Origin of the sequence: Pseudomonas sp. (assembly GCF_035277045.1) — a bacterium.
In the GTDB taxonomy this organism is placed as follows: domain Bacteria; phylum Pseudomonadota; class Gammaproteobacteria; order Pseudomonadales; family Pseudomonadaceae; genus Aquipseudomonas.
The window spans coordinates 1-3123 of sequence record NZ_DATELE010000164.1 but is presented as its reverse complement, the minus strand read 5'-3'; the positions used below and the strand labels follow the sequence as shown (position 1 = coordinate 3123).

The 3123-nt window shown below is 67.6% G+C and carries 4 protein-coding genes; all 4 read right to left on the bottom strand.

All coding sequences use genetic code 11. From position 1 onward, the window contains the following. Window positions 1-402 (bottom strand): glycosyltransferase (locus VJS90_RS07950; protein WP_324120743.1); only part of this gene is annotated, 402 nt, incomplete at its 3' end. Beyond that, entirely contained in the window at window positions 395-1360 is a 966-nt protein-coding gene (locus VJS90_RS07945) for a glycosyltransferase family 2 protein (RefSeq protein WP_324120741.1), read from the bottom strand. The genes VJS90_RS07950 and VJS90_RS07945, both read right to left, overlap by 8 nt. Further along, window positions 1357-2727, bottom strand: a complete 1371-nt coding sequence (locus tag VJS90_RS07940; protein ID WP_324120739.1) for an O-antigen ligase family protein — start codon at window positions 2725-2727, stop codon at window positions 1357-1359. The genes VJS90_RS07945 and VJS90_RS07940 overlap by 4 nt, the downstream gene beginning before the upstream one ends. Further along, a partial coding sequence (locus VJS90_RS07935; RefSeq protein WP_324120737.1) for a glycosyltransferase family 4 protein occupies window positions 2724-3123 on the bottom strand: 400 nt, incomplete at its 5' end. The genes VJS90_RS07935 and VJS90_RS07940, both read right to left, overlap by 4 nt.

Here is a 3123-nt window from a genome sequence, read left to right as displayed (position 1 = left end):
CCATTGGTTGTCGGCATCGGTGAACACCAGGATATCGCCGCGGCAGTAATTGACGGCGGTGTTGAGGGCGCCCGCCTTGCCCAGGCGCGGCAGGTCGAGCACCAGCACGCGCTTGTCGCCCAGGTCGCGCGCCAATGCCACGGTGCGGTCGCTGGAACCGTCGCTGGCCACCACTACCTGCAAGGCGGCGGCCGCGTAGTCCTGATTGAGCACGCTGCGCAGTTTCTGTTCGATATGACGCTCTTCATTGTGCGCCGCGATCACCACGCTGACGGTCTGGGGTACCAGCGGCGCGGGTGCGCGCCGGCGAAACAACGGTGCGGCCAGGGTCAGCAGCACGGGGTAGCCGACCCAGGCGTACAGCGGCAACACCAGGCACAGCCAGAAAATGTACTCAGCCACGGGCGGGCCTCCTTGCGGTTCGGTTGAACAGGCTGAGCAGCAGCGCCGCGCCTGCCAGGTGCAGGCGCAGCCAGTGCAGCATCCAGAGTTGCAGAATGAACAGCGGATCACGGTGCTTGAGGCTCTGGCGCAGGCCCAGTCCCAGGGCGGGCAGGGCGCCGACCAACAGCGCCAGCAGGGCGCCACGGGCATTGCCGCCGGTCAGCAGCGACAAGGCCACCAGGTCGAACAGCCAGATTGCCAGCGATAACAGCGGAAACCGCAGCAGGCGCAGGCTCAGGCCATTGCTGCGCAGCAATTGCAGATGACTGCCCTGGCGCCACAGCTCCTTGCCCAGCCACTCGCCCCAGTTGGCCTCGAAGCCCCAGTGCAGCACCACGGGCTTGCGCAGCACGCACAGGCGGGCGCCGGCCTGGTTCAGGCGCAAGGTGAAGTCCTTGTCCTCACCGGTGCGCAGGCGCTCGTCAAAGCCATCGACGCGGTCGAACCAGCTGCGCTGCATGAGCAGGTTGGGGGTCGGCAGCCAGTTGCTGTGCTGCACGTGCCGGCCGGCCCGCAGGGTGCGACGTTGCCAGGCGTAGGCAAACCAGGGGGCGTGGCGCGGGGTGTCGCAATCCAGGGCAAAGACATCGCCCTGGCCTTCGGCATGTAGCACCAGCAAGCGGCTCAGCCACTCCTGCGGGACCTCGATATCGGCGTCCAGGAAGGCCAGCCACTCTCCCTTGCTGGCCCGCGCCCCTTGGTTGCGCAGCGCGCCGATGGCCAGCCCTGGCAGGCGCAGCACCTGGGCGCCGAAGTCCCGGGCAATCCGCGGGCCGTCGTCGCTGGAGCCGTTGTCGACCACCACCAGCTCGCAGTCAAGCCCGGCGACCTCGGCCGCCAGTCGCGCAGCCTTCAAGGTCCTGCCGATGTGCCTGGCCTCGTTGAACATGGGGATGACGATGCTGATCAGGCTCATGCCTTCACCCCCAGCGCGCGGGCTTCGGACGCCTGGCGCCAGACCACGCTGGACAGCGCCAGCATCAGCCACAGGTATTTGTGCGTCGGCGCGCTGAGGAACATCAGGAACAGCCCGATCGCCATCATGCTCATGGTCAGGTGGGTCATCATGTCGGCCTGGTCGTGGTTGCCGGCTTCAAGCCAGGCCGCGCGGGCCTTCCAGAAGTTGCGCAAGGCCAGGGCGATCATGCCGACGAACAGCAGCCCGGCGGGCAGGCCGGTCTCGCTGAAGATCTCGAGATAAGTGTTGTGCGCCCGGCGATAGAGGTCGGTGGGCTTGCTGTTGACCGGCGAGAACGCCTTGGAGAAACCGGTCTGGGCGTAGTGCAGCGGGAAGGTGCCGGGACCGGTGCCCAGCAACGGACTGTCGCTGATCATTTCCTTGCCGACCACCAGGTAGGAGGCGCGGCGGCCCAGCGATTCATCCTTGTGGGCATTGACGCCGGACTTGAGCAGCACCAGCGACTGGATCCGCTCGACGTAGCCCGCGGGCATCACCGCGGCCGTCAGCGGCAGCAGCAGCGCCAGGCCGAGCATGGCGAAGCCCAGGTGCCGAGGCCGCACGTGGGCGACCTGCTCGCGGTAGTTGTAGAGCACGATGCCCAGGCTGATCAGCAGCACCACCAGGCCCGAGCGGGACTCGGTCTTGGTCATGCCTGCCAGCAGCAGCAGGCAGCAGGCGGCCCAGAACAGCTTGACCGGTATCTGCCGGCTCTTGATCGCCAGCCACAGCCCCAGGGGGGTGGCGATGGTGATCAGCATGGCGAAGGAGTTGGGGTCGAGCATGGCCGAGGCGCGGCCCTGCTCCTGGTACTTGGTGGAAAAGATGGCGAACAGGCACGTGACGCAAGCACTGACCGTCACGATCCGCGCCAGCATGGGCAGGTTCAGGTCGCGTCCGATCAGCAGGGTGAGTACGAACACCACCAGGCCGACGATGAACTCGCGCAGGTGCCCGGTCGACAGCACCTGGCTATCGGTGGTCCAGAAACTCAGCAGGTACAGCGCCATGAAGGGCACCAAGAGGCGCCAGTGGGTGCTTTGCAGGCGCTCGCCCGGCAGTTGCCGTACGGCCATCTGCAAGGCCAGGATCAGCGCCAGGCCGATCCCGATCAGCTTGGCGCCCGACAGCAGGCTGTCCTTGAGCAGCCCTTCGAGCGGTACCAGGGCGGCGATCGCCAGCAGGCCCCAGGCGGGACGGCGGTACAGTGCCAGGGCTCCGGCCAGGCCCAGCACCGCGCCGGGTGCGAGGTAGGGGTAGGGGCTGGCGAGCAAGCCCAGGCCAAGCAGCGCGAACAGGCTGAGCAAAGACAGTGGAATGATCATGCGACAAGCTCCTTGGCGGCGCCCCGGTAGACCTGGGCCCAGCGCTGTGCCAGGGTCGGCAGGTGATAACGTTCCTGTTGCGTGCGGCGTGCGCGGGCCACCAGCTCCGCGGCCTGGGCGGGGTCGTCGAGCAGCGCCAGCAGGTGCTGGCCCAGTTCGTCCACCGCCAGTGGCCGGGCCAGCAGCCCGCTCTGGCCGTGTTCGATGACATCCGGGATTCCGCCGACGCCGAAGGCCACCACCGGCACGCCGTCCTGCATGGCTTCGAGCAGGATCATCGGCGTGCCTTCGGTGCGCGAGCTGATCACCAGGGCGTCCAGGCGCACCATCCAGCTGCGCATGTCGCGCTGGAAGCCTGGCAGGGTGATGCGCTCGGTCAGCCCCGCGGCATCGATA